Genomic DNA, 23777 nt, shown 5'->3' with positions numbered 1-23777 from the left:
GCCTCAGCGCGCGAGGGTGGTGGAAGCAGCGTCGGGCGTGGCGCTCGCGACGGCAGCGCCGGCCGGCTTCGCGCCCAGGTCGACCGTGCGCACCTTGTCGCCCACCTTCACGCGCTGCGAGCCTTCCATGAGCACGCGGTCGCCCGCGGCCAGTCCGTCGATCACCTGCCAGCGCGTGCCGATGGCGCGGCCGATGCGGATGGGCCGCTTCTGGACCTTGTCCTCGGCGTCGATCACCAGCGTGGAGGCGCTGCCGTCGGGCGCGCGCGTGACGGCCTGTTGCGGCACCAGCAGCGCGGCGTCGTTCACGCCTTCCTGCAGCACGGCGCGCACGTACATGCCGGGCATCAGCAGCTTGTCGGGGTTGGGCACCACGGCGCGCAGCGTGACGCTGCCGGTGCCGGCATCGACCGTCACGCCGCTGAAGGTGAGGCGTCCGGCGTGCGGGTAGGGGCTGCCGTCTTCCAGCAGCAGCTGGATGCGCGCCTCGGCCTCGCTGGCGCGCTGCAGCCGGCCGCTGGCCAGCTCGCGCTTCAGGCGCAGCAGTTCGCTGCTGGACTGCGTGACGTGCACGTGGATCGGGTCGAGCTGCTGCACGGTGGTCATGGCCGCCGCCTGGTTGGCTGTGACCAGCGCGCCCGGCGTGACGGTGGACAGCTCGGCCCAGCCGGTGATCGGCGAGGTGATGCGCGTGTAGCCCAGCTGGATGCGCGCGGTCTGCTCGGCGGCGCGGGCCACGCCGAGGTCGGCCTCGGCCTGCTGCTCGGCGGCCTGGGTCTCGTCGAACACCTGGCGGCTGATGGCGTCGATCTTCACCAGCTCGGCATTGCGCTTGGCCACGGTGCGGGCCGTGGCCAGGGCCGACTCGGCCTTGCGCACGCTGGCCTGCGCGCTGGCGTGGGCCGCCTGCAGCGAGGCGGGGTCGAGCTGGTAGAGCACCTGGCCGGCCTTGACCTGCGAGCCTTCGGTGAAGAGCCGCTCCTTGAGGATGCCGCCGACCTGCGGGCGGATCTCGGCGATCACCGGGGCCGCGGTGCGACCGGGCAGTTCGGTGCTCAGGGCCAGCACCTCGGACTTGAGCGTGACGATGCCGACTTCTTTTGCCGGGGCGTTGGCCGCCTTGGCTGCGCCGGGGGCCTCCACATTGGTGCGCGAGCACCCCGCGAGGGCGGCGGCGATGCACAGGGCCGTGAGGAGCGGGGCGGAGCGGGAGGCAAAGTGGACGGGCATGGACGGGCAGAAGTAACGAAAGCCAAAGATGGAGCGGGCTCGCGCCGTCGAGTTCAATGCCGCGGCGCGGGGGCGGCGAACTTTACAGAGCGGAAACCGTGCCATGTCCCGAGGGGACTGGCGGGTGGCGTCGAGTGTGCGGCCCCACAGTTAAGCGGGTGTGAAGCGGGGCATTGCCCGCAAGAAAAACCCGCCTGAAGCGCTCTCTATGGTTTCTTCTTCGCCTGCGCGACCAGGAAATCGACCAGCAGCTGCAGCGGCCCGACCTCGTTGTCGCTGCGGTAGAGGATGCCCAGCGGCGCAATGGGCGCGTTCATGCGCAGCGGCAGCTCGGCCACGGCCGCGCGGTCGAGCTGGTCGAGCACCGTGCGCGGCACCGGCACCACCACGTCGGACTGCGAGAGCAGGGCGCGCACCAGCTGCGGCGTGAGCACCTGGATGGCATGCGGGCGCGGCACGATCCGCTCGGCGGCCCAGGCCGCTTCCATCACCTGGCGCACCGCGAAGTGCGCGGGCGGCAGCACCCAGCGCGAATCGGCGAGGTCGCGCAGCCGCAGGCGCTTGCGCTGCACAGCCGGGTGGCCGATGCCGGCGATGACCACCACCTCGTCGCTGCGCAGCGGCACGAAGCGGTGGGCGTCGGGCACGCGCGCCGGCTGGCGCAGTAGCACGGCGTCGAAGGCGCCCGCACGCAGGCCGATCGTGAGCCGCTCGATGTTGCCTTCCTCGATGAACAGGCGCAGCTTGGGGTGTTGGGCATGCAGCAGGTTCAGCGCGGGCTGCAGCACGCTGGCGATGGCCGCCTCGATGGCGCCGATGCGCAGCGCGCGCGTCTCCTGCGCGGCCAGCGCCGCGAGGCCGTCGCTGGCCACCTGCATGGCGTCGATCACCATGCGCGCGTGCAGCGCCAGCAGCCGCCCGGCTTCGGTGATGCGCATGCCGCGCGCGTGGCGCTCGAACAGCGGCGTGTCGAGCAGGCCCTCGACCTCCTGCAGCATCTGCGTGGCCGCGGGCTGGCTGATGTGGATCGCGTCGGCCGCGCGGCGCAGGTGCGAGTGCGCGGCCAGCGCGTCGATGAGCTTCAGGTGGCGCAGGCGCAGGCGCGCGAGCAGCCGCTCGTGCAGCACGGAGGAGGGCGTAGGTGTGTCGGCGGCCATCGATAGGCAATCATTATCAGTCGATGCAAAAGCGATTGGACGCCAATCGGTGGCCTTCCTACGCTCACGGGGTCGGGCGGCAGACAAGGGCGCATCGGCTGCCGGCCCGACGGGGCCGTGCAGACGAAGGGCTCCCGCTCGGCGGGTCCTTCCCTTTCTTGCTTTTCTGACCACACATCACCATGTCCCACCGATTCCGTCCGGCCACGCGCCTGTGCCTGCCCGTCGTCCTTGCCGTCTCGTCCCTGTGCGCTTCGGCGCAGGAGGCGCCTGCTGCGGCCACGCCGCCCGCACCGGCCGCCGCCGTGCCGCTGTACCCGCTGATCGCCGAGCGTTCCAAGGCCATCGAGCAGAAGGTGATCGACTGGCGCCGCGACATCCACCAGCACCCCGAGCTGGGCAACCAGGAAAAGCGCACCGCCGCGCTGGTCGCGGCCCACCTGAAGGCGCTGGGCTACGAGGTGCGCGAAGGCGTGGCCGTGACCGGCGTGGTTGCCACGCTGCGCGGCGGCAAGCCCGGCCCGGTGGTGGCGCTGCGCGCCGACATGGACGCGCTGCCCGTGAAGGAACAGGTCGACGTGCCCTTCGCCTCCAAGGCGCGTGCCCAGTGGGGCTTCGCCACGGTCGACGTCATGCACGCCTGCGGGCACGACGGCCACGTGGCAATCCTCATGGGCGTGGCCGAGGTGCTGGCCTCGATGAAGGCGCAGCTGCCGGGCACCGTGAAGCTGATCTTCCAGCCGGCCGAAGAAAAACTGCCCAATGCCGAGATCGGCGGCGCGCGCCGCATGCTGGCCGAAGGCGCCTTCGACGCGCCCAAGCCCGACGCGGTGTTCGGCCTGCACCTGGTCTCGGCGCTGAACACCGGGCAGATCGGCTACAAGAGCGGCCCCATCACCGCGAGCTCGGACACCTTCAAGGTCAGCGTGAAGGGCCGCCAGACGCACGGCTCGCAGCCCTGGAGCGGGGTCGACCCGATCGTGCTGGGCTCGCAGATCGTGCTGGGCTTCCAGACCATCGCGAGCCGCCAGGTCAATGTGACCAAGGAGCCATCCGTGTTGAGCGTGGGCACCTTCAATGCGGGCACGCGCTACAACATCATTCCGGATTCGGTGGAGATGAGCGGCACGCTGCGCACCTACGACGACGAGATGCGCCAGTTCATCATCAAGCGCATGGGCGAGACCGCCTCGCACATCGCGCAAAGCGGCGGCGGCACGGCCGAGGTTCGTGTCGAGGCTGACGGCTACGCCCCCACCGTGAACGACCCGGCCCTGACCGCGAAGATGGTGCCGAGCCTGCAGCGCGTGCCCGGCGCCACGCCGATCGTGATCCCCAAGGGCACGGGCGGCGAAGACTTCTCGTTCTTCGCGCAGAAGGCCCCCGGCCTGTTCGTGATGATCGGCGCCACGCCGCCCGGCCGCGACGCGAACAAGGCCGAGCCCAACCACTCGCCGCGCTTCTTCGTCGACGAGGCCAGCCTGCTGGTGGGCGTGCGCACGCTGACGCAGCTGACGGTGGACTACATGGCGGGCGCGCAGCGCTGACCTGAGCGAATCGGCTGCTCCAGCGCATCCGAAAGCGGAAACAGGTGCTGCGCGATGAAGTCCACGAACACACGGATCCTGGGCGACAGCTGCCGGCTCGACGGCCACAGCACGTGGAAGATCATGTGTTCGCGGTTGTGGTCGTCCAGCACTGTGACCAGGCGGCCCTGTTCCAATTGCTGGCGCACGGCGATCTCCGGCACGCAGGCAATGCCCAGCCCCTGCTCGGCAAAGCAGACCTGCGGATCGAGCGTGTTGGTCACCATGCTGGCCGGCAGGTCGACAGGGGGCGAGCCGGCCGCGAGGCCCAACGGCCACACGTCCAGCTTGCCGGTGCTGGGAAAGCGATAGAGCAGGCAGGCGTGGCTTGCCAGGTCTTGCGGTTCGCGCGGCACGCCGGCCCGGCGAAAGTAGGCCGGCGCACCGACGATCACCTTGCGGCAGGAGCCGATGCGGCGCGCCATCAACCGTGAATCGCTGGGCTCGCCGGTGCGGATGACCGCGTCGAAGCCTTCCTCGATGACGTCCACCAGCCGGTCGGCGTAGTCGATGTCCAGTTCGATGTCGGGGTAGAGCCGCTTGAACGCCGCCAGCTTGGGCATGAACAGCGTGCCCACCGACGGCAGGCTGATGCGCAGCTTGCCGCGGGGTGCGCTCTGTGTCTGCAGCAGTTCCGCTTCGGCCGATTCCACCTCGCAAAGGATGCGCCGACAGCGCTCCAGGAACAGCGCGCCTTCCGGCGTCAGGTGGACGGTGCGCGTGGAGCGATGGAACAGCCGCACGCCCAGCCGTTCTTCGAGCCGCACGATGGCCTTGCTGACGGCCGAGGCCGAGATGCCCAACTGCTGCCCCGCGGCCGTGAAGCTGCGCGTTTCGCCGGCGCGAACGAAGACGTTCAGCGAACCCAGGTTTTCCATGGAGCGACTTTGATTGATGACTGGAGAGTCATATGTATTTGAAACTTTAGCCCATTTTTCATTGATGCATTCCCGCCCACACTGCGGTGAACGCCAACGCGGGCCACCCGGCCAACGCGGGCACAGACGATGGAAAACAACTGAATGACCACCACAACCGCCACCGGGGGCGAGCGCACTGAACGACTGCCCGTGGCCGCCTTGCTGGCCCTGTCGATGACCGGCTTCCTGGCACTGCTGACGGAAACGATGCCGGCCGGCATGCTCTTGCGCATCAGCCAGGACCTGGGCGTGTCGGAAGCGCTCGCGGGCCAGTTCGTGACCCTCTATGCCATCGGCTCGCTGGTTGCGGCCATCCCGCTGACGGCGGCCACGCTGGGCTGGCGGCGCCGACCGTTGCTGATCGCGGCGCTGGTTGCCGTGCTGGCCTTCAACACGCTCACGGCGCTGACGTCGAGCTATGCAGTCGCGCTGGTTGCGCGCTTCCTGGCCGGCATGGCGGGCGGCCTGATCTGGGGGATGCTGGCGGGCTATGCGCGGCGCATGGTGCCCGAGCACCTCAAGGGGCGCGCGCTGGCAGTGGCCGGGTTGGGGGCACCGCTGGCGTTGTCGCTGGGCGTGCCGCTGGGGACGTTGATGGGCGCCACGCTGGGCTGGCGCACCGCGTTCGGCGGCATGTCGCTGCTCACGCTGGCGGTGATGGCCTGGGTCTTCCTGCAGGTGCCCGACTACCCGGGGCAGGCGGCCGAAAAGCGCGCGCCGGTGCGCCGGATCTTCGTCACGCCCGGCGTGCGACCGGTGCTGGCCGTGCTTGCGCTGTGGGTGCTGGCGCACAGCATTCTCTACACCTACGTGATGCCGTTCCTGGCGCCGGCCGGCCTGTCCGATCGGGTCGATGCGGTGCTGCTGGTCTTCGGCGTGGCATCGCTGGCCGGCATCTGGATCAGCGGGCTGCTCATCGACCGCATGCTGCGCTCGCTGGTGCTGCTCGCCCTCGCGGGCTTTGCGCTGGCGTCGCTGGCCCTGGGCGTCGCCGGCACGCAGCCGGTGGTGGTCTATGTCGCGGTGGCCGCGTGGGGGCTGACCTTCGGCGGCTCCGGGGCCTTGCTGCAGACCGCGTCGGCCGAAGCAGCCGGCCCCGGCGCGGACGTGGCGCAATCCATCCTCGTCACGGTGTGGAACATCGCCATTGCGGGCGGCGGCATCGTCGGTGGCGTGCTGCTGGAGACATCGGGCGTCGGCGCTTTTCCATGGGCACTGCTGGTGCTGCTGCTTCCCGGCCTTCTGATTGCCTGGACATCGCGTGCGCACGGATTCCCTGCGAGACCGCACCGGTCGTCCAACTGATTCCGAAGGGCGCGGAGCATTTCGCGCGCAACGGGCGGGGCCCGCGAGAAAGGCAGGGCTCGCTCAGAGCCAGTTGCCGCCCTGCGGCATCTGGATCTGCTCGGCCGGGTCGCCGCCGGTCACGAACGAGCCGATGACGATGCTCAGCAGCGAGACGAAGATGCTCGCGAACAGCGCGGTCCAGAAGCCCGACACCTTGAAGCCCTTCACCAGCGCCGCCACCAACAGGATCATCAGCGCGTTGATGACCAGCAGGAACAGGCCGAAGGTCAGCAGCGTCAGCGGCAGCGTCAGGAAGATCAGCAGCGGCTTGACGATGGCGTTGGCCAGGCCGAGCAGCAGCGCCGACACGATGAGCGCCGAGGTGCTGTCGAACTTGAGTCCCTTGAAGAGATGGCTGGCGACCCACAGCGAGATGCCGGTGATGGCCCAGTGGACGAGGAAAGGGGTGATGTTGTTCAGCATGGCGTGCGGTGTGTGTCGGCAGCCCGCATGGTAAACGGGGCGTCGCGGCGGACCGCTGCGCGGGGCGGGTGGATTTTCTGCGGTTACTTCCCGAAACCATGGCCGACAGGCCGTTAAGATCGCGAACTTCCGGCGCCTGCGCAGGCGCCTGTCTCCATCTTTCTCTGGTTTGGCCGAATCCACCACGGTCATGCATCCATGGCGAATGCGTCGATCGCAAGCGTGACACCCGCTCCGGCGTCGGCCGACGAGGCCGAGTCGTGGGTGCGCGGGGAACTCATCCGCAGCCTGATGCGCTCGGCGCGCGGCTCCTACCTCGTCTCGGCGGCGCTCATGCCCGCCATGGTCGGCCTGAGCTGGGGCCACGTGCCCCGCTGGGAGCTGCTGACCTGGCTGGCCGCCGGCATCATCGCCACCGCCTGCCGGGCCTGGGGCGCGCGCGTGTATGCCGTGCGCTATGCCGGGCGCAGCGCCGTCGCGCAGCAGCAGTTCACCGACCGCTACGGCTTCGTGTGGAGCACCAGTGCGGTGGTCTGGGGCTGCTCGGTGCTGCTGTTCTTCGAGCGCACGCCGCAGGTCAACCAGTTCATGAGCTGGCTCATCGTGGCCGGCGTGGGCACCTTCCCGCTCAACGGGCTGGCGCTGCATCCGCCGCTGCTCAAGCGCTACGTCAACACGCTGTTCATCACCATGCTGGGCGCGGTGCTGGTGCGCCTCGTGGCCGTCACCATGCAGCACCCGCATTTCCAGTACGGCTACCTCATGCCGCTGCTGCCGGCGCTGCACTGGTTCCTGCTGCTGCGCGCCGGCCGCAACATCCATGAGACCGCGCGCAACAGCCTGGAGCTGCTGTTCCACAACCACATCCTGATCAAGTCGCTCACGCAGCAGCGGCAGGCGGCCGTGTCGGCCGTGGCCATGAAGAACCGCTTCCTGGCCAGCGCCGCGCACGACATGCGCCAGCCCGTGCTGGCGCTGTCGCTGTACGCCGACTGGCTGCGCAACGAGCCCGAGCTGGTGCTCGAACTGGCGCCGAAGATCGTGCGCGCCACCCATGCGGTGAACGCGCTGTTCGACTCCATGTTCGACCTGGCGCGCATCGACGCGGGCCAGGTGCGCCTGCACATCGAGCGCGTCGACGTGGCCGAGCTGCTGCACGACCTGGAGCTGCAGTACCGCCCCGTGGCCGAGAGCCGGGGCCTGGACTTCCGGGTGCACGTGACCGAGGGCTCGTTCCTCACCGACCCGATCCGCGTGCGCCGCATGATCGGCAACCTGCTCGCCAACGCCATCAAGTACACGACCGAAGGCGGCGTGCTGCTGGCTGCGCGCCAGACCCGCGAGGGCATGCGCGTGGAGGTGTGGGACACCGGCATCGGCATCGCGCCCGAGCACCTGCGCGACGTGTTCCTCGAGTTCTACAAGGTCGCCGACCACGCCGGCACCTCCGACGGCTTCGGCCTCGGCCTGGCCATCGTCGCGCGGCTGTCGCACGTGCTGGGGCACCCGGTCAGCGTGCGTTCGCGCCTGGGCAGCGGCAGCGTGTTCCGCGTGGCGCTGCACGATGCCGACGAAGCGGTGGCGCAGGCGCGGGTGAGTGCGTCGGGCGGCTGAGCACGAGAGCGACGCGCCCATAAAAAAACCGCGCTGTTGCGCGGTTTTTTCCTTCCAGTAACACCGAGGAACCGGCTCTGCCGGGCCTCAGGTGTTGCCCCCTGCAAGGGGGTTGGCGTAGCGACACGAAGTGCGCGAAGCCTGGGGGTTAGCCAGACAACAGGCCATTCGTTCTTGCATAGTGCAAGGCCTGCGTACGGCTCTTCACGCCCAGACGGCGGAATAGGCGCCACAGGTGCACCTTCACCGTGTGTTCGCTGATCTCCAGGTCGGTGGCGATGTCGCGGTTGCTCATGCCCTTGTCGAGCATGGCGATCAGCTGGGTCTGGCGCTTGGAGAGCTTGCCGCTGTTGGCGGCCGGCATCTCCTCGGTGTCGTCTTCCGACCCGGCCATCAGCAGGCCGCGCAGGGCGGCTGCCAGCTCGTTGGAGCTGGCCGACTTCTCGATGTAGGTGTCGGCGCCAGCCTCGATGCACGCATCTTCCATGTCGGCGGCCGGGGCTGCCGAGTACACGGCGATCGGCACGTTCGGATAGACCTGCTTGACCGCGATCACGCCCGAGACGCCATTGGTGTCCGGCAGCTTCAGGTCCAGGCAGAAGAGAGTGGGCGCGCCACGCTGCTGGACCGAACTGGCGAGCTTGTCGAGCCGCTCGAGCTCGACGATGTTCTCGGCGGGGCGCAGGCGACGCAGGACCATCACGATCGCGTCGCGCATCAGGGGGTGGTCGTCGATGACATAAATGCTCATGTTTTCTTCCTTTGTGATCGCACCGTCTTCTCTCTTGTCACACCCGCCGGCGGATGGCCCGCGGGTTGTTGCCGGATCAATGTCCCTGGGTGGTGGACGTTGCCTCCGCCAGTGCCTCCAGCGCCTCGGTGGCGGCGCGAGCCTGTTGCGCGTCGACCGGTTCGAGCTGCGCGGCCAGTGCCGTGAGCGCCGCGCCGCGTTGCGCCTGCAAGTCGGCGATGGTACGGCCCGCTTCCTGCGGCGACGCGAATCCACGGCTTTGCAAAAGGGTTTCGCCGCGCGCATCGAGCAGCTTGAAATAGAACAGGCCGTCGGCCTTCTCGCGGTATTGCTTGAAGCTGGGCTTCGCCACCTTGGCGGCCTTGGCACCGGCGCCGTCGCGGCCCGCCGCGAGGTTGCGCAGGCCGACCGCGTGGCGCAGCGAGGTCATGAAGGGGCGCGACAGCTTGCGTGCCTTCTCGGCGCCCAGCAGCAGGATGCGCTCGATCTCGGCCGGGTCGTTCATGAGCGCCTCGTAGCGCGCGCGCAGCGGCGCCACTTCGCGGTCGATGCGCTCGAACAGCACCTGCTTGGCGTCGCCCCAGGCAATGCCGTCGGCGTACGCCTTGCGCAGGGCTTCGGTTTCTTCGGCGCTGGCAAAGGCCTGGTAGATCTGGAACAGGGCCGAGCCCTCGGTGTCCTTGGGCTCGCCGGGCGCGCGCGAGTCGGTGACGATGCTGGCGATCTGCTTTTGCAGCTGTGCGCGCGGCGCGAACAGCGGGATCGTGTTGTTGTAGCTCTTGCTCATCTTGCGGCCATCGAGGCCGGGCAAGGTGGCGACCGCATCGTCGATCTCGGCGTCGGGCAGCGTGAAGTGCTCGCCGTACTGATGGTTGAAGCGCTGCGCCATGTCGCGCGCCATCTCGATGTGCTGCACCTGGTCGCGGCCCACGGGCACCTTGTGGGCGTTGAACATCAGGATGTCGGCGCCCATCAGCACGGGGTACATGAACAGGCCCGCCGTCACGTCGGCGTCGGGCTCCTCGCCCTTGGCGATGTTCTTGTCGAGCTGGGCCTTGTAGGCATGCGCGCGGTTGAGCACGCCCTTGCCGGTGACGCAGGTCAGGAACCAGGTGAGCTCGGTGATCTCGGCGATGTCCGACTGGCGATAGAAGGTGACGCGTTCGGGGTCGAGGCCGCAGGCCAGCCAGCTGGCGGCGATCTCGAGCGTGGAGCGCTGGATGAGCGCCGGCTCCTGCACCTTGATGAGCGCGTGGTAGTCGGCCAGGAAGAAGTAGCTCTCGACGCCGGCCGCGACGCTCTGGCGCACCGAGTGGCGGATGGAGCCGACATAGTTGCCGAGGTGGGGCGTGCCCGACGGCGTGATGCCGGTCAGGACGCGCAGGGGAGCTGGAGAAGACGAAGCCATGGGACGGAAGAGAAACTTAGAGCAGCATTGCCTTGAGCGGCGTGATGAGCAGGTTGACCACGAAGTAGCCGGCATCCATCAGCGGGCGCAGCCAGTAGTTGCTGACGATGCCGGCGAGCACCAGCGCCATCACGATGAAGAAACCGTAGGGCTCGATGCGCGCCAGGAAATTCTGCGCCGGGCCGCTGGGCAGCAGGCCGGCCAGCACGCGGCCGCCGTCGAGCGGGGGCAGCGGGAACAGGTTGAAGGCCCACATCACGAGGTTGACCAGCACGCCGCCCTGGCACATCTTGATGAAAAAGGTTTCACTGACGCCGGCCGCGACGATCACGATGAGCAGCACGGCCCACAGGATGGCCTGGATGAAGTTGGAGGCCGGGCCCGCGAGCGCGACCCACACCATGTCGCGCTTGGGATGGCGCAGGCGGTTGAAGTTGACCGGCACCGGCTTGGCATAGCCGAACAGGAAGGCGCCCGAGGTCGCGAAGTACAGCATCAGCGGCATCAGGATGGTCCCGATGGGGTCGATGTGCTTCATGGGGTTGAGCGTCACGCGGCCCATCATGGCGGCGGTGTTGTCCCCGAAGTGGCGCGCCACGTAGCCATGCGCCGCTTCGTGCACGGTGATCGCGAAGATCACCGGCAGTGCGTAAATCAGAACCGTCTGTATCAGATTGGAAATATCCACTGCGCGATTGTGTCAGAGAGGAATGGGGCGGCCGAGCCGTTCGTCAGAGGCCAAGCACCGCGAGCGCACCGCGGCCCTGGCGCACCACGACCGGGTCGTCGCCCGAGCCCATGGGCGTGAGGTCGACCACGGTGGTCGGCTGCGACGGGCAGGCGCCGGCGTCGATGACGGCGCCGATCTGCTTCTCGAAGCGCTCGCGGATTTCCTGCGCGTCGTTCAGCGCCTCGGTCTCGCCGGGGGCGATGAGGGTGGTGGCCAGCAGCGGCGCGCCGTGCAGTTCCAGCAGCTCCAGCAGCACCTTGTGGTCGGGCACGCGCAGGCCGATGGTCTTGCGCTGCGGATGGCTCACGCGGCGCGGCACTTCCTTGGTGGCTTCGAGCAGGAAGGTGTAGGGCCCGGGCGTGGCGGCCTTGAGCAGGCGGTACTGCTTGTTGTCGACACGCGCGTAGTTGGCCAGCTCGCTCAGGTCGCGGCACAGCAGCGTGAGGTGGTGCTTGTCGTCGACCTGGCGGATGCGGCGCAGCTGGTCGACCGCGTCCTTGTCGTCCAGGTGGCAGGCCAGCGCGTAGCTGGAGTCGGTGGGCACCGCCACGACCTCGCCGCGCGCGAGCAGCGCCACGGCCTGCTTCAGCAGGCGCTGTTGGGGGTTCTCGGGGTGGACTTCGAAGTACTGGGCCATGGTGAATTGCTCCTGATCAGGATTCCGCCGGTTCGATCGGCACGCGCCGCTCGCGCACGGTGAGCCACGCACCGGCGGCGCCGCACACGGCGATCATCGCCATGCCGATCAGCGAGAAGCGGTCGGGCACGTGGGAAAAGATGAGCCAGCCGCCCAGCATCGCGAAGGCGATCTGCGCGTACAGGTACGGGGTGAGCGTGGAGGCCGGCGCGCGCTGGTAGGCCAGGATCAGCATGAAGTGTCCCACCGTGCCCATGAAACCCATGAGGCACAGCAGCGCCCACCATTCCCACGAGGGCAGGGCGGTCCAGGCGAAGGGCACTGCCACCGAGGCCAGCAGCGTGCCGACCCAGCCGGTGTAGAAGTGCATGGTCAGCGGGTTCTCGGTCTGAGCGAGCTTGCTCGTGAGCACCTGGAACCAGGCGTTGGTCAGCACCAGCCCCAGCGGCAGCAGCACGGCCCAGCTGAAGCTGCCGCCGCCCGGACGCAGGATGACCAGCGTGCCGATGAAGCCGCCGGCCACCAGCGTCCAGCGCAGCGGCGACACCTGCTCCTTGAGCGTGGTGGCCGCCAGCAGCGTGATCACCAGCGGCGCGATCAGCACGATCGACGTGAACTCGGCCAGCGGCATGTAGCGCAGGCTCAGGAAGGCAAAGAGGCTCGAGCCCAGCAGCAGCGCCCCGCGCAGCGCCTGGTAGCGCGGGTGCTGCGTGCGCAGCAGGGCCGTGCCGCGCAGCGGCAGCAGCACCAGCGTGGTGGCGATGGCCTGGAAGGCATAGCGGAACCACACGCCCATGAGGATCGGCACGGCGAGCGTCGAATACTTGGTGGCGGTATCGAGCGTGGCGAAGCAGGCCACCGCCAGGATGACCAGCCCGATGCCTGCCAGGATGCGTTCGGATTCGGTGCGGCGGCGGGTTTGCGCTGCGGCGCGTGCCTGGGCGAGCGCGGCGGTGGCCGCGCTGTCGATGCCGGGCCCGGGGCTCTGGCTCACTGCTGGATGCGGTGGCCGAGCAGTTCCCACACCGGCGTGAGGCTGCCGGGCAACGGTGGCAGCTTGCCGAGATCGCAGTGGCTCTCGTCGGGGCTGTGGAAATCGCTGCCGCGCGAGGCGGCGAAATCGAACTCGAGCGCCTTGTCGGCGTACTCGACGAACTCGGCCGGCGTGTGGCTGCCCGTGACGACCTCGATCGCCTGGCCGCCGTGCGCCTTGAATTCGAGGAACAGCGCGTACTCCTCGTTGGCCGTGAACTTGTAGCGGCCCGGGTGCGCGATCACGGCCATGCCCTTGGCGGCGGTGATCCAGTGCACGGCGTCCTTCAGCGAGGCCCAGCGGTGCGGCACGTAGCCGGGCTTGCCTTCGGTGAGGAACTTGCGGAACACCTCGGGGGTGTCGCGGCAGTGGCCCTGCTCGACCAGGAAGCGCGCGAAGTGCGTGCGCGAAATGAGCTCGGGGTTGCCGACGAACTTGAGCGCGCCTTCGTAGGCGCCGTGGATGCCGACCTTGGCCAGCCCCGCGGACATTTCCTGCGCGCGCTTGCCGCGGCCGCCGCGCGTGTCGTACAGGCCCTGCGACATGGCGGCGTCGTCGGGGTCGAAGCCCAGGCCGACGATGTGCACGGTTTCGTTCGCGAAGGTCACCGAGATCTCGGTGCCCGTGAGGTAGCGCATGCCGTTTTCGCGCGCGGCCGCGGCGGCGCGGTGCTGGCCGCCGACCTCGTCGTGGTCGGTGAGGGCCCAGAGCTCGACCCCGTTGGCGGCGGCGCGGGCGGCCAGCGCTTCGGGCGTCAATGTGCCGTCGGAGACCACGGAGTGGCAGTGAAGATCGGCATTGAGAGTAGAAGACACCGGCCGATTCTAGGCGCTCTCGTCCGCCGACACCGGCGTGTGGATGCTTTGCGGTGCTACTAGATAAATAGCATTAACCTCATCGCCCAAGCGGCTTGGCGCGTGCCGTCCCGTGGGCGCTCAGGCGCGCAGGTCGTGCCTGACGAGGTCGGCGGCGCGCTCGGCGATCATGATGATCGGCGCGTTCGTGTTGCCCGACACCAGCCGCGGCATCACCGAGCCGTCCACCACGCGCAGCCCCTGCAGGCCATGGACCCGCAGGCGGGCATCGACCACCGCGGCGCCGTCGTCGGCGGGGCCCATGGCGCAGGTGCCCACCGGATGGAAGATGCTGCTGCCGCGGCGGCGCACCCAGTCCAGCAACTGCGCGTCGCTGGCCAGCGCGGGCCCGGGCTCGTGCTCCTGCGCCAGGTAGCGCGCCAGCGGCGGCGCGGCGGCGATCTCGCGCATCTTGCGCACCAGCCGCACGGCCAGCGCGCGGTCGGCTTCGTGCGACAGGTAGCGCGGCTGGATCGACGGCGGCGCCAGCGGATCGGCCGAGCGCAGCATGATCTCGCCGCGGCTGTGCGGGCGCAGCAGGCAGGCCGACAGCGTCACGCCCGGGAACGGATGCGGCGGTTGGTGCGGCCGCTCGAAGCTCACCAGCCCGAAGTGGATCTGCGCATCGGGCCACCCCGCGGCCTCGTCGCCCGCGGCAAAGAAGGCCCCGGCGCGGTAGACGCCGCCGTTCAGCGCGCCGCCGCGCGTCAGCAGGTAGCGCATGAACTCGCGCGCGCTGCGCCAGCGGCTGTGGGCGATGTCGTTGAGCGTTTCGATGCCCTGGCAGCGGTAGCTGGGCCGCACCTGCAGGTGGTCCTGCAGGTTGCGCCCCACGCCCTCGAGCGGCGCCACCACCGGCAGGCCCAGGCGGCCCAGCAGCCCGGCCGGCCCCACGCCCGAGAGCTGCAGCAGCTGCGGCGACTGGATGGCGCCGGCGCTGAGGATCACCTCGTGCCGCGCCGAGACGCGTTCGGCCTTGCCGTCGCGCACACAGTCCACGCCGACGGCGCGCTGCCCCTCGAAGCACACGCGGGTCGCCTGCGCGCCCGACAGCACGCGCAGGTTGGGCCGGCCCAGCGCCGGCGCCAGGAAGGCCCGCCCGGTGTCCATGCGCCGGCCGTGGCGCGTCGTCATCCGGAAGTAGCCGGCGCCGCTGTTGTCGCCGCCGTTGAAGTCGGCCGTGGGTGCGATGCCGGCATGCGCCGCCGCGGCGATGAAGGCATCCGACAACGCATCGCGCGGCAGCTCGGACACCCACAGCGGGCCGTCGGCCGCGGGCTGCGACCGGTCGAAGTAGGGGCGCACGCTGTCCCAGTCCCAGCCCGGGTTGCCCAGCGCGGCCCACTGGTCGTAGTCGGCGCGGTGGCCGCGCAGGTACAGCATGCCGTTGATGAGGCTGGAGCCGCCCGGCCCCCGCCCGCGCGGCCAGGGCAGGCGGCGCTGCGCCATGTCGGGCTCGGGGTCGGTCTCGAAGCGCCAGTCGTGCCGGGGGTGGCCCACCGTCTTGAAGTAGCCGATGGGAATGCGCAGCCACGGGTTGCGCGAGGGGCGCCCCGCCTCGACCAGCACCACCTGCAGCGCGGGGTCTTCGCTCAGGCGGGCGGCCAGCACGCAGCCCGCCGAGCCGCCCCCGACGATCACGATGTCCGCCTGCATCGTGCGCGCTCAGTCGGCCTTGATGCCGGCGCCGCGGCCCAGGCGCAGCCACTTGTCCGACTCGGCCGCCAGCACGGTGCGAAAGCGCGCGGGCGTCATCGGCTCCGGCTCGAGCGCCAGCATGGCCAGGCGATCGCGCACCTCGGGGGCGGCCAGCGCCTTGGCGAGTGCGTCGCCGAGCCGCTCGACGATCTCGCGCGGCGTGCCGCTGCGCACCGTCATACCGTCGAAGGAGCGCAGCTCGAAGCCCGCGTAGCCCTGCTCGATCATCGTGGGCACGGCGGGCAGGGCCGGCAGGCGGTGCGCGCCGGTCACCGCGAGCGCGCGCAGCTTGCCGGCCTGGATCTGCGGCAATGCGGCTGATGCGGTCAGGAACATGGTGTCCAGGCGCCCGGCCAGCAGGTCGCCCACCGCCATCGGGAACTGGTTGTACGGCACGTGCGTGAGCTGGCTGCCGGTCTGCTGGGCGAACAGCGCGCCGGCCAGGTGCGCCGGCGTGCCGTTGCCGCCGGAGCCGAAGCTCAGCGTGCCCGGCCGGGCCTTGGCCGCGGCCTCCAGCTCGCGCGGCGAGCCCAGCGCCGAGGCGGCGGGCGCCACCAGCACGTTGTAGCTCCAGGCCGTCATGCCGACCGGCTCCAGGCTCTTGAGCAGGTCCAGTGACTGGCCGGGGAACAGCAGCGGCGCCACCAGCGAGGCCGACGACAGCATGTAGACCGTGTAGCCGTCGGCCGGCTGGCGCAGCACCTCGCCCAGGCCCACGGTGCCGGCCGCGCCCGGCCGGTTCTCGACGAACACGGTCTGGCCCAGCCCGCCCGCCATGCGCTCGGCCACCACGCGGCCCGCCACGTCCGCCGGCGTGCCGGGCGCCCACGGCACGATCAGGCGCACGGGCCTGGACGGGTACGCCTGGGCCGCCGCACCGGCGGGCAGCAGCCCGGCCAGCAGGGCGGCGGCCATGAGGGCGGCGCAAAGGGATCGCTTCGTCGGTTCGGTCATCGCGGGTCTCCGGGGTGCCAGGGCGGTGGGCGGATTCTGGGCAGGCCGGGGGAGGGCGACAAATGAGAAATCCGAGCGTACTCATACCGTTGCCGATATAAATGACCATGGCCTCCTTCCTGGAACGAAACCTCACGCTGCGCCAGCTGCGGCTGCTCAGCCAGCTGGGCCGCACGCTCAGCCTGAGCAAGTCGGCCGAGCTGCTCAACACCACCCAGCCCGCGCTGTCGCGCACGCTGGCCCAGCTCGAGGCCACGCTGCAGGTGCGCCTGTTCGAGCGCACCACCAAGCGCATCGCACCCACGGCGGCGGGGCTGAGCATGGTCCGGCACGCCGACCGCGTGCTGGGCGAGCTGATGCTGGCCGAGGAGTCGCTGCGCGACCTGCGCGTGGGCGTGAGCGGCGAGTTGCGCCTGGGCGTGCTGCCCGTGTTCTCGGCGCAGCGGCTCGCGGCTGCGCTGCTGCAGGCCTCGCAGATGCTGCCCCACGTGCGCCCGATGGTGCAGACGCTGGAGATCGAGGACCTGCACGGCGCGCTGCAGGACGGGCGCATCGACCTCATGCTCGCGCACGCGGAGTGGACGGTCGACCTCAACCGCGTCGAGGTCACGCCGTTGTACGAGGAGTTCAGCAGCATCGTGGCGGCGCCGCGGCACCGGCTGGCGCTCAAGCGCGCGCCGACCTGGGCCGAGGCCGCCAACGAGCGCTGGGTGCTGCCGCCGCACCGCACGCCGCTGCGGCCCAAGCTGGACCGCATGCTGTCGGTGCACCGCCGCCCGGGCGGGCCGCATCCGGCCGACATCCAGGCCGACTCGGCCCCGCTCGCGCTGCACCTTGTGCGCAGCTCGGGCCTGCTGTGGGCCACCGCCAACCACTACGCCGAAGACTTCGAGCGGCGCGGGCTCGTGCGCCGCATCGCCATGCCGGGCGAACTGCTGCGCGGCCCCATGTGCGCCTTCCGCCTGCGCAGCGAGGCGATGAACACGCCCACGCGCGTCTTCCTGCAATGCATGCAGGACGCGGCCGCCGCACCGCTGCCGTCGGATTGACTGGGCGGACGCGGCCGCGCCTCAGCGCTTCTTGCGGAAGGCCGTCCAGGCGGCCACGGCGGTGAAGGTGGCGACGATCGCCACCACGATCCAGAACCCGTGCCTGTGCTCCGCCAGCGGAATGCCGCCCACGTTCATGCCGAACAGGCCGGCCAGGATGTTGATCGGCAGCGCCAGCACCGTGACCACTGTCAGCACGAACAGGCTGCGGTTGTTGTCCTCGTTGACGTTGGCGGCGATTTCTTCCTGCAGCAGCTTGATGCGCTCCTGCAGCGCCTGCATGTCGCGCAGCACCACCGAGAACTCCTCGGTCGAGCCGCGCAGCTCCTGCACGTCGGGCTCGGCCATCCAGGCCGGCGGGCCCTGCAGCAGGCGGAACAGCGCGGCCGGCTCGGGCGCCAGCAGCCGCTGCAGCCGCACCAGCAGCCGGCGCAGCACGCCCAGGCGCGCACGCTTGTGGTCCAGGCGACCGGCCAGCAGCTCGTCCTCGATGCGGTCGATGCGCGAGGTGACGCCGCGCACGATCTTCACCAGCACGTCGGCCTGCGCGCGCAGCAGGTGCTCGAGCAGCTCGGTGCTCGAGCGCGGCGCCTCGCCCGCCTTCACGGCCGTGCGCAGCGCGTCGACCGAACGCAGCGGCTTGGTGCGCGCCGTGACCACCAGGCGCGGGCCGACGCTGATCCACAGCGTCGAAATGTCCGAGGGCTCGAAGCTGAACTCGAAGTGCACGTCGTTGATGACCGCGATCAGCGAGTCGTCGGCGCGCTCGATGCGCGTGGAGGGCAAGCCCTCGTGCAGCGTCTCGTAGAAGGTGTCCGACAGGGCGGCGTGCCGCACCAGCCAGCGTTCGGCGTGCGCATGGCTCAGGTTGAAGTGCAGCCACACGTAGGCGTTGCTGTCGCCGAGCTGGCCGGCATCCGCCAGCCACGCGGCGGCCTGCGCCGAATCGATGGCCCGCGCGGGCTCCGGCGCCGCGGCGTCGAACAGGTAGCCGCAGATCAGCCCGGCTTCGTCGCCGCCATAGGACTGCGCGGCGAGGTCATGAAATACCGACAAGGTGCGTGGTCAGAAAAGACATGTGAACAGGCAGACGCCCGTTTGGCGGGCTGCCAGCGTGCCCCGGATGGTGTTCGTGTCATGTGACAACGGCGTGTCGGCTTACAGAAAACAGCCGCAAAACCGTCACGCCGCCGTCATGCGGCGAGTGCAGCATGCTTTTTGTCTACCCGCCACTCTTGCCCCTTTTCATCATGCTGACGAGCGCACTTCCCGACCACGAAGACCTGATGCAACGCATCGCCCGCGACCTGATCGACAGCTACGACGAAGAGCTCGAACTGGAGATCGAAGACCGCAACCTCGACGGGCTCGACCCCGGCTCGGCCGCGTCTTCCGTGTCCGACAAGGCGGCGCGCCAGGCCTATTTCAAGGAACTCTTTCGCCTGCAGGGCGAGCTGGTCAAGCTGCAGGACTGGGTGCAGCACAGCAAGCAGAAGGTGGTCATTCTTTTCGAGGGCCGCGACGCGGCGGGCAAGGGCGGTGTCATCAAGCGCATCACCCAGCGCCTGAACCCGCGCGTGGCCCGCGTGGCCGCACTGCCCGCGCCCAACGACCGCGAACGCACCCAGTGGTATTTCCAGCGCTACGTGGCGCACCTGCCGGCGGCCGGCGAGATGGTGCTGTTCGACCGCAGCTGGTACAACCGCGCCGGCGTCGAGCGCGTGATGGGCTTTTGCAGCGACGACGAGTACGAGGAGTTCTTCCGCACCGTGCCCGAATTCGAGAAGATGCTCGTGCGCTCGGGCATCAAGGTCATCAAGTACTGGTTCTCCATCACCGACGACGAGCAGCACATGCGCTTCCTGGGCCGCATCCACGACCCGCTCAAGCAGTGGAAGCTCAGCCCCATGGACCTCGAAAGCCGCCGCCGCTGGGAGGAATACACCAAGGCCAAGGAGATCATGCTGGAGCGCACCCACATCCCCGAGGCGCCGTGGTGGGTGGTGCAGGCCGTCGACAAGAAGAAGGCGCGCCTGAACTGCATCAGCCACCTGCTGGGCCAGCTGCCCTACCAGGAAGTGGCGCACGCGCCGGTCGAACTGCCTGCGCGCGAGCGGCATGACGACTACCTGCGCCAGCCCGTGCCCGCCACCATGATCGTGCCGGAAATCTACTGAAGGCTTCGCGGCCGTTTGGCCGCCCGGCGCTTTGCCTGCACACTGCGCCATGGCCCGTCGCTCCACCGCTTCTTTCTTCGCCCGCGCCTATGAGCGCAACCTGAAGGCGCTCACCAAGCTCACGCTGAGCAACGGCAAGCGCGTGGCCGGCCAGGTGCAACGCGCGACCGCCAAGCGGCTCAAGCCGCCGCCCGGCAAGGGCGACTGGATCAGCGGCATGGCGATGGGCGCGGGTGGGGCGCGCGGCTATCACCTGTTCCGTCCGGCCGACCTGGTGCTGCAGCCCGGCGAGAAACTCCCGCTCATCGTCATGCTGCACGGCTGCGGCCAGACCGGACGCGACTTCGCGGCCAGCACGCGCATGAACGCGCTCGCCGTGCGCCAGCGCTTTCTCGTGCTTTATCCCGAGCAGGACCGCATCGCCCATCCGCAGGGCTGCTGGAACTGGTACGAGCGCCGCTCCGGCAAGGCCGACGCCGAGGCCGCCACGCTGATGGCCGCCGTCGACCAGGCCTGCATGCTGTACCCCGCCGACCGCGACCGCGTGGCCGTGGCCGGCCTGTCGGCGGGCGCGAGCATGGCGGCGCTGCTGGCCACGCGCTACCCGAATCGCTTTCGCGCCGTGGTCATGCACTCGGGCGTGGCGCCCGGCGCCGCGAAGTCGCCGGCCACCGCGCTCGGCGCGATGCGCGGCGAGCACGTGCCGCCGATGCCCGTCACCGCGGTCGGCAAGGCGATGGGCGCCGCGGCCGTCTTCGCGACGCTGCCACCGATGCTGGTGCTGCACGGCGACGCCGACGCCGTGGTGGCGCCCAGCAACGCCATGAGCAGCGCGGCCGTCTGGGCCACCGCCGTGGGCGCGCATGCCGGCATGGCGCGCGACCTGCAACGCGGCCAGCGCCGTGCCATGCGCGTGACCGACTTCAAGCGCCAGGGCCGCACCCTGGTCACGCTGTGCGAGATCGCGGGGCTCGGCCACTCGTGGAGCGGCGGGTCGCGGGGGCAGCTGTTCAGCGACCCGCTCGGGCCCGACGCCACGCGCATGACCTGGGCCTTTGCGTCCGCGCAGTTCGACAAGCGCTGAGCGCGCGGCGCCCTGCGCGCATGACCTCGCAGGTCATTGCCGCGATGCCGGCCGGTGCCGACAGTGGGGGCCATGACCTCGTCGAACCCTGCCGTTTCTTCTGCCCCATCGATCACGTCCGCCGCACCGGGTCCGCTGGGCCTGTGGGTCATGCTCAGCGGCACCTTCCTGGTGGTGCTCGATTTCTTCATCGTCAACGTCGCGCTGCCATCGATGCAGCACGACCTGCAGGCCAGCGCGGGCACGCTGCAGCTGGTGGTCGCGGGCTACGGCCTGGCCACCGCCGCGGGCCTGGTCACGGGCGGGCGGCTGGGCGACCTGTTCGGCCGGCGCCGCATGTTCATGCTCGGGCTGCTGCTGTTCACGCTCGCCTCGGCCGCCTGCGGCGTGGCGCCGAACGCCGGGCTGCTCGTGGCCGCGCGCCTGCTGCAGGGCCTGGCCGGCGCGCTGCTGCAGCCGCAGGTGCTCGCGATGATCGGCCTGGCCTACACGGGCGAAGACCGGACGCGCGCCTTCGCGGCCTACGGCCTCACGCTGGGCCTGGCGGCCACACTGGGGCAGCTGGTGGGCGGCGCGCTGATCCATGCCGACCTCGCGGGGCTCGGCTGGCGCAGCTGCTTTCTCATCAACGTGCCCATCGGCCTGCTGGCGCTCTTGCTCGCGCCGCGCGTGGTGCCGCCGCTGGCGCAGGGCCGGGGCGACAGCCGGCTCGACCTTGCCGGCATGGCGCTGGTCGCGGCCGGCTCGGTGGCCGTGGTGCTGCCGCTGGTCGAAGGGCGCCAGCAGGGCTGGCCGTTGTGGAGCTGGCTGTGCCTGGCCGCCGCGGTGCCGCTGTGGGGCCTCTTCGCCGGGCAGCAGCGCCGCCTTGCGGCACGCGGCGGTGCGCCGCTGGTGGCGCCGGTGCTGCTCGCCAACCGCCGCTTCGTGACCGGGCTGTTCACCACGCTGGCCTTCTATGCCGGCAACGCCTCGTTCTACTTCGTGCTCGCGCTGTACCTGCAGCAGGGGATGGGGCTGGGCGCGCTCCACTCGGGCATCGTCTTCACGGCGCTGGCCGTGGGCTTCTTCGCGACCTCGATGGCCGGCGCCCGCATCGCCCGCCGCTTCGGCGGCACGCCCCCGATCGCGCTCGGCGCCCTCGTGCTCGCGGCGGGGCATGCGTTGCAGTGCGCCAACGTGGCCGGCTGGCCGGGCCATGCGCATGTCGTGGCGTGGATGGTGCCGCTGCTGTTCGTGCAGGGCGCGGGGCTCGGCATGGTGATGGCGCCGCTGGTGTCCAATCTGATGGTGTCGGCGTTGCTGGTGGCGGTGCTGCATGGACGGGGAAGTCGCATGGCGTAGCCGGGCGGCCATGCCAAACTCGCGGCAGACCCCCGCAGGATTGACATGGCCACCGAACTTCAAGCACTGACCCAGGCCTTGCGCGATTTCGCACAAGCCCGCGACTGGGAGCAATTTCACTCCCCCAAGAACCTCGCCGCCGCGCTGTCGGTCGAAGCGGCCGAGCTGCTCGAACATTTTCAATGGCTCACCGAAGCGCAGAGCCGGGCGCTGCCCGCAGACCAGCGCGCGCAGATCGGCACCGAGATCGCGGACGTCCTGCTCTACCTGCTGCAGCTGGCCGACAAGCTCGGCATCGATCCGGTCGAGGCGGCCAAGCGCAAGATGCTCGCCAACGCCGTGAAGTACCCGGCCCCGCCACCCGCCTGAGTACCTCCGTGTACGCCACCCGGCGTATTTCCCCTTTGTGGTGCGTTCCGCAGACTCCTCTCCATCGCCAGCCCCGCGCTGTCGACAAGGTTCAACCCACCCGGAGCAGGAGTCCACATGCAACGTCGTTTCACACTCAAGGCGCTCACCGCCGCCGTCGCGCTGGCCAGCATTTCTGCTGCGCCCGCATTCGCCGCCGACACCATCAAGGTCGGCGTGCTGCACTCGCTGTCGGGCACGATGGCCATCTCGGAAACCGTGTTGAAGGACACGGTGCTGATGGCCATCGACGACATCAACAAGAAGGGCGGCGTGCTGGGCAAGCAGCTCGAACCGGTGGTGGTCGACCCGGCCTCCAACTGGCCGCTGTTCGCCGAAAAAACCAAGCAACTGCTCGGCCAGGACAAGGTCTCGGTGATCTTCGGCTGCTGGACCTCGGTGTCGCGCAAGTCCGTGCTGCCGGTGGTCGAGGAAATGAACGGCCTCTTGTTCTACCCCGTGCAGTACGAGGGTGAAGAGCTCTCGAAGAACGTGTTCTACACGGGCGCCGCACCCAACCAGCAAGCGATTCCGGCCGTCGACTACCTCATGAGCAAGGAAGGCGGCGGCGCCAAGCGCTGGGTGCTGCTGGGCACCGACTACGTGTACCCGCGCACCACCAACAAGATCCTGCGCGCCTACCTCAAGAGCAAGGGCGTGGCCGACAAGGACATCGACGAGAAGTACACCCCCTTCGGCCACAGCGACTACCAGACCATCGTCGCCGACATCAAGAAGTTCTCGGCCGGTGGCAAGACGGCGGTGGTCTCGACCATCAACGGCGACTCCAACGTGCCCTTCTACAAGGAACTGGGCAACGCGGGCCTGAAGGCCAAGGACGTGCCGGTGGTGGCCTTCTCGGTCGGCGAGGAAGAACTGCGCGGCGTGGACACCAAGCCGCTCGTGGGCCACCTCGCGGCATGGAACTACTTCATGTCGATCAAGAACCCGACCAACACCGCGTTCATCAAGCAGTGGAGCGACTACGCCAAGGCCAAGAACATCGCCGGCCACAAGGACAAGCCGCTCACCAACGACCCGATGGAAGCCACCTGGATCGGCATCCACATGTGGAAGCAGGCGGTCGAGAAGGCCAAGTCGACCGACACCGACAAGGTGATCGCGGCGATGGCCGGCCAGACCTTCACGGCACCGTCGGGCATCGTCTCGAAGATGGACGAGAAGAACCATCACCTGCACAAGAGCGTGTTCATCGGCGAGATCAAGGCCGACGGCCAGTTCAGCGTGGTGTGGAAGACGCCGGGTCCTGTGAAGGCCAAGCCGTGGAGCCCGTACATCGAAGGCAACGACAAGAAGCCGGATTACCCCGCTGGCAAGTCGATGTAACTGGGGCTCGCCCCCAGGCTGCGCGCACT

At 69.6% G+C, this 23777-nt stretch carries 22 protein-coding genes; 9 read left to right on the top strand and 13 right to left on the bottom strand.

The features are described from left to right. Nucleotides 1–3: 3 nt before the first annotated feature. Entirely contained in the window at nucleotides 4–1230 is a 1227-nt protein-coding gene (locus VHAB30_RS18345; protein ID WP_159278059.1) for an efflux RND transporter periplasmic adaptor subunit, read from the bottom strand. A 206-nt stretch (nucleotides 1231–1436) separates the two neighbouring features. Next, on the bottom strand, nucleotides 1437–2387 hold the full coding sequence (locus tag VHAB30_RS18340) for a LysR substrate-binding domain-containing protein (protein ID WP_159278058.1): 951 nt from the start codon (nucleotides 2385–2387) through the stop codon (nucleotides 1437–1439). A 182-nt stretch (nucleotides 2388–2569) separates the two neighbouring features. Here VHAB30_RS18340 and VHAB30_RS18335 point away from each other — a divergent pair, with 182 nt between their 5' ends. Then, entirely contained in the window at nucleotides 2570–3934 is a 1365-nt protein-coding gene (locus VHAB30_RS18335) for an amidohydrolase (protein WP_159278057.1), read from the top strand. On the opposite strand, the gene VHAB30_RS18330 is transcribed toward VHAB30_RS18335, so the two are convergent. After that, nucleotides 3910–4851 carry a LysR family transcriptional regulator gene (locus tag VHAB30_RS18330; protein ID WP_159278056.1) on the bottom strand — a complete coding sequence of 314 codons (942 nt, stop codon included), beginning with the start codon at nucleotides 4849–4851 and terminating at the stop codon, nucleotides 3910–3912. The two genes, VHAB30_RS18335 and VHAB30_RS18330, sit on opposite strands and share 25 nt — an antisense overlap. Nucleotides 4852–4995: 144 nt before the next feature. On the opposite strand from VHAB30_RS18330, the gene VHAB30_RS18325 reads away from it, so the two are divergent. After that, entirely contained in the window at nucleotides 4996–6198 is a 1203-nt protein-coding gene (locus VHAB30_RS18325) for an MFS transporter (protein ID WP_159278055.1), read from the top strand. A 63-nt stretch (nucleotides 6199–6261) separates the two neighbouring features. Here VHAB30_RS18325 and VHAB30_RS18320 read toward each other — a convergent pair whose 3' ends face one another. Beyond that, nucleotides 6262–6663, bottom strand: a complete 402-nt coding sequence (locus tag VHAB30_RS18320; RefSeq protein ID WP_062482043.1) for a phage holin family protein — start codon at nucleotides 6661–6663, stop codon at nucleotides 6262–6264. Between the two features lie 198 nt (nucleotides 6664–6861). On the opposite strand from VHAB30_RS18320, the gene shkS reads away from it, so the two are divergent. Beyond that, nucleotides 6862–8277 (top strand): surface-behavior sensor histidine kinase ShkS, encoded by a 1416-nt coding sequence (gene shkS / locus VHAB30_RS18315; RefSeq protein ID WP_070061585.1) that lies wholly within the window; start codon nucleotides 6862–6864, stop codon nucleotides 8275–8277. Nucleotides 8278–8425: 148 nt separating this feature from the next. Here shkS and VHAB30_RS18310 read toward each other — a convergent pair whose 3' ends face one another. The 8 genes from VHAB30_RS18310 to VHAB30_RS18275 all read right to left on the bottom strand — a co-directional run bounded on the left by VHAB30_RS18310 (nucleotide 8426) and on the right by VHAB30_RS18275 (nucleotide 16342). After that, entirely contained in the window at nucleotides 8426–9028 is a 603-nt protein-coding gene (locus VHAB30_RS18310) for a LuxR C-terminal-related transcriptional regulator (RefSeq protein WP_056578680.1), read from the bottom strand. Nucleotides 9029–9104: 76 nt separating this feature from the next. Beyond that, complete coding sequence (locus VHAB30_RS18305) at nucleotides 9105–10436, bottom strand: tryptophan--tRNA ligase (protein ID WP_095744105.1); 1332 nt, start codon at nucleotides 10434–10436, stop codon at nucleotides 9105–9107. 16 nt (nucleotides 10437–10452) lie between these two features. Beyond that, nucleotides 10453–11124, bottom strand: coding sequence for a site-2 protease family protein (locus VHAB30_RS18300; RefSeq protein ID WP_062482125.1), 672 nt, complete (start codon nucleotides 11122–11124; stop codon nucleotides 10453–10455). Nucleotides 11125–11167: 43 nt separating this feature from the next. Next, nucleotides 11168–11803, bottom strand: coding sequence for an L-threonylcarbamoyladenylate synthase (locus tag VHAB30_RS18295; protein ID WP_159278054.1), 636 nt, complete (start codon nucleotides 11801–11803; stop codon nucleotides 11168–11170). Nucleotides 11804–11819: 16 nt separating this feature from the next. Beyond that, complete coding sequence (locus VHAB30_RS18290) at nucleotides 11820–12797, bottom strand: DMT family transporter (RefSeq protein WP_159278053.1); 978 nt, start codon at nucleotides 12795–12797, stop codon at nucleotides 11820–11822. Next, nucleotides 12794–13651, bottom strand: coding sequence for a 3',5'-nucleoside bisphosphate phosphatase (locus VHAB30_RS18285; protein WP_159278052.1), 858 nt, complete (start codon nucleotides 13649–13651; stop codon nucleotides 12794–12796). Before VHAB30_RS18285 ends, VHAB30_RS18290 begins: the two co-directional genes overlap by 4 nt. Before the next feature lie 120 nt (nucleotides 13652–13771). Further along, nucleotides 13772–15346 carry a GMC family oxidoreductase gene (locus VHAB30_RS18280; protein WP_159278051.1) on the bottom strand — a complete coding sequence of 525 codons (1575 nt, stop codon included), beginning with the start codon at nucleotides 15344–15346 and terminating at the stop codon, nucleotides 13772–13774. A 9-nt stretch (nucleotides 15347–15355) separates the two neighbouring features. Then, nucleotides 15356–16342, bottom strand: coding sequence for a Bug family tripartite tricarboxylate transporter substrate binding protein (locus VHAB30_RS18275; RefSeq protein WP_159278050.1), 987 nt, complete (start codon nucleotides 16340–16342; stop codon nucleotides 15356–15358). A gap of 107 nt (nucleotides 16343–16449) precedes the next feature. Between VHAB30_RS18275 and VHAB30_RS18270 the strand changes: the two genes are divergently transcribed. After that, nucleotides 16450–17391, top strand: coding sequence for a LysR family transcriptional regulator (locus VHAB30_RS18270; protein WP_159278049.1), 942 nt, complete (start codon nucleotides 16450–16452; stop codon nucleotides 17389–17391). Between the two features lie 21 nt (nucleotides 17392–17412). Here VHAB30_RS18270 and VHAB30_RS18265 read toward each other — a convergent pair whose 3' ends face one another. Continuing rightward, a complete protein-coding gene (locus VHAB30_RS18265; protein WP_070061594.1) occupies nucleotides 17413–18447 on the bottom strand; it encodes a transporter in 1035 nt (344 codons plus the stop codon). A 194-nt stretch (nucleotides 18448–18641) separates the two neighbouring features. On the opposite strand from VHAB30_RS18265, the gene ppk2 reads away from it, so the two are divergent. From ppk2 to urtA, 5 genes are all read left to right on the top strand, one after another. Continuing rightward, the gene (ppk2, locus tag VHAB30_RS18260) at nucleotides 18642–19568 is read left to right on the top strand and encodes a polyphosphate kinase 2 (protein ID WP_174250231.1); all 927 of its coding nucleotides are present in this window, start codon (nucleotides 18642–18644) and stop codon (nucleotides 19566–19568) included. A gap of 49 nt (nucleotides 19569–19617) precedes the next feature. Further along, entirely contained in the window at nucleotides 19618–20652 is a 1035-nt protein-coding gene (locus VHAB30_RS18255; protein ID WP_159278048.1) for an extracellular catalytic domain type 1 short-chain-length polyhydroxyalkanoate depolymerase, read from the top strand. 72 nt (nucleotides 20653–20724) lie between these two features. Beyond that, complete coding sequence (locus VHAB30_RS18250) at nucleotides 20725–21993, top strand: MFS transporter (protein WP_159278047.1); 1269 nt, start codon at nucleotides 20725–20727, stop codon at nucleotides 21991–21993. Nucleotides 21994–22038: 45 nt separating this feature from the next. Beyond that, nucleotides 22039–22362: a nucleotide pyrophosphohydrolase gene (locus VHAB30_RS18245; RefSeq protein WP_159278046.1), complete on the top strand. Its 324-nt coding sequence runs from the start codon at nucleotides 22039–22041 to the stop codon at nucleotides 22360–22362. Between the two features lie 117 nt (nucleotides 22363–22479). Beyond that, nucleotides 22480–23748, top strand: a complete 1269-nt coding sequence (gene urtA / locus VHAB30_RS18240) for an urea ABC transporter substrate-binding protein (RefSeq protein WP_013543023.1) — start codon at nucleotides 22480–22482, stop codon at nucleotides 23746–23748. Nucleotides 23749–23777: the final 29 nt, after the last annotated feature.

The organism is Variovorax boronicumulans (genome assembly GCF_009811375.1).
Classification (GTDB): domain Bacteria; phylum Pseudomonadota; class Gammaproteobacteria; order Burkholderiales; family Burkholderiaceae_C; genus Variovorax; species Variovorax boronicumulans.
Note: the sequence above shows the minus strand (reverse complement) of the source record. Positions and strands in the feature narration are given on the sequence as shown.